The organism is Acinetobacter rudis (assembly GCF_031157835.1).
Taxonomy (GTDB): domain Bacteria; phylum Pseudomonadota; class Gammaproteobacteria; order Pseudomonadales; family Moraxellaceae; genus Acinetobacter; species Acinetobacter rudis_A.
In genome coordinates, this window is the sequence record NZ_JAVIDR010000046.1 from 1 (window position 1) to 1,613 (window position 1,613).

Genomic DNA, 1,613 nt, shown 5'->3' on the forward strand with positions numbered 1-1,613 from the left:
ATGCTTCAAAATATGCCGTAACGCCGACTGTGAGAGCTGATATAAACTGACTCCTGCGCCATTGGCATTGCGCTCTAAATGTTCAAGCTCCTTTGGAAATTTAAATGTAGGGTCGGTGGAAAATGCTGCACCTACCAAACTCCCCAAAGTTTTACCTGTTACCCCATAAAACACGGCGCGTTTAAGATATGAATCATAAAACCCTTGCGCTTCTTGGCTAATATCGTGTGGATTATTTCGAGGTAAGTACGTTGTATTCTTACCCTTAACAGCATCTTGCCCTTTGCATACATCATCGACCTTATCCCATAAAGGAAAGTTCTTCGCATATTCAGGGTGTTTAAAAGTTACATCACTCATCGAGCAAATCCCATTTTAGGAAAGAATGGCGTAAAGCCTTCGTATAAATCATTAAAAGCATCCGCAGCCGCATCCACTTGGTCTTTGTATTTACCATTAGGAAAATTGCGAAGCTCGTCCTTAAAGTCTTTATTCCAATCCCCACGAAGCATCCGCACATTGCCTACGTTGACCTGTGCTGCAAAGGGTTGAGCACGTGTTACCTTGTCACCCGATACAGGTAAAGCAACCACGTTGTAGCCAGCTAAAAGCTTGGTAAAGGACTTAACTTGTGACTTACCTGCTTGACCAGGGTCTTGTGGCAATCGAATGGTGACTGCTGTGCCATCTAGGTCCGCAGTACTCTTAATCCGTTTATTGACATTTTCGGGACCAAGCTGCTCACGCTCAACACCAAAAATATAGGTATAACCATCATTGGCACTAGCCATGCCTACGCCTGCAGTGTACGCGCCTTCACCTTCTGAACTTGCCAAATCCCAAGCCCGTGTTTTTTTAAGGATCTCCGCAGGTAGTGCATCGACAATCTCAATTTCATCAGGTTTAAAAAAGCCACCAGCAGGTGGTGCTGGACGCTGACGATATTGCCCTGCAAAAACATAAGGTGCAGCTTTCTCCATCAGCGTGAGTTTTTGGATATTGTGTTTGGCTGGCCATAATGCTGAGCCATCATCTTGAATGGCTGATAAACAAATGTGTTCCCATACCTCACCATTACCACCAGCAATAGGCTCACCATCTTTGCGATCTCCTAACAACCACCCTGCCAAGTCTTCTTCATGCAAACGCTGCATAATGACGATGATTGGTGTATCTGGTGAGTTAGTACGTGATTCAAGTGTATTCTGAAACCAATCAATCACACCTTCACGGATGGTTTTAGAGGATGCTTCATCGGCCTTATGAGGGTCATCGATGATAATGCATCCGCCAAAACCATCACGCATTTTGCCTGCACCAAAACCAGTGATCGTACCACCAGTACCGGTGGCGTAGCACACTCCACCGTCCGCCGTGCGCCAGTTGTCTTTAGCTTTACTATCATCACGTAGCTTTAGATCAGGAAACACCTTTTTATAAGATTCCTCTTGCACTAAGTTACGTGTTTGAAAAGCGTTATTGGCAGCAAGCATGGCGGAGTAACTAATATGAATAAACTCACAATCAGGATTCTTGCCTAAGGCCCAAGCCATAAAATTAATCACGGCGATTTCTGTTTTAGAATACCGTGGTGGAATGTTGATGATCAGGCG

At 44.8% G+C, this 1,613-nt stretch carries 1 protein-coding gene and 1 pseudogene; both read right to left on the bottom strand.

Features of this window, described 5'->3' with window-relative positions:
• Positions 1-360, bottom strand: a pseudogene (locus RFH42_RS16810) (DUF4055 domain-containing protein); the annotation flags it as partial.
• Positions 357-1,613: phage terminase large subunit (gene terL, locus RFH42_RS16815; RefSeq protein WP_308977082.1), on the bottom strand; the 1,257-nt coding region annotated here is incomplete at its 5' end. The gene terL and the pseudogene RFH42_RS16810, both read right to left, overlap by 4 nt.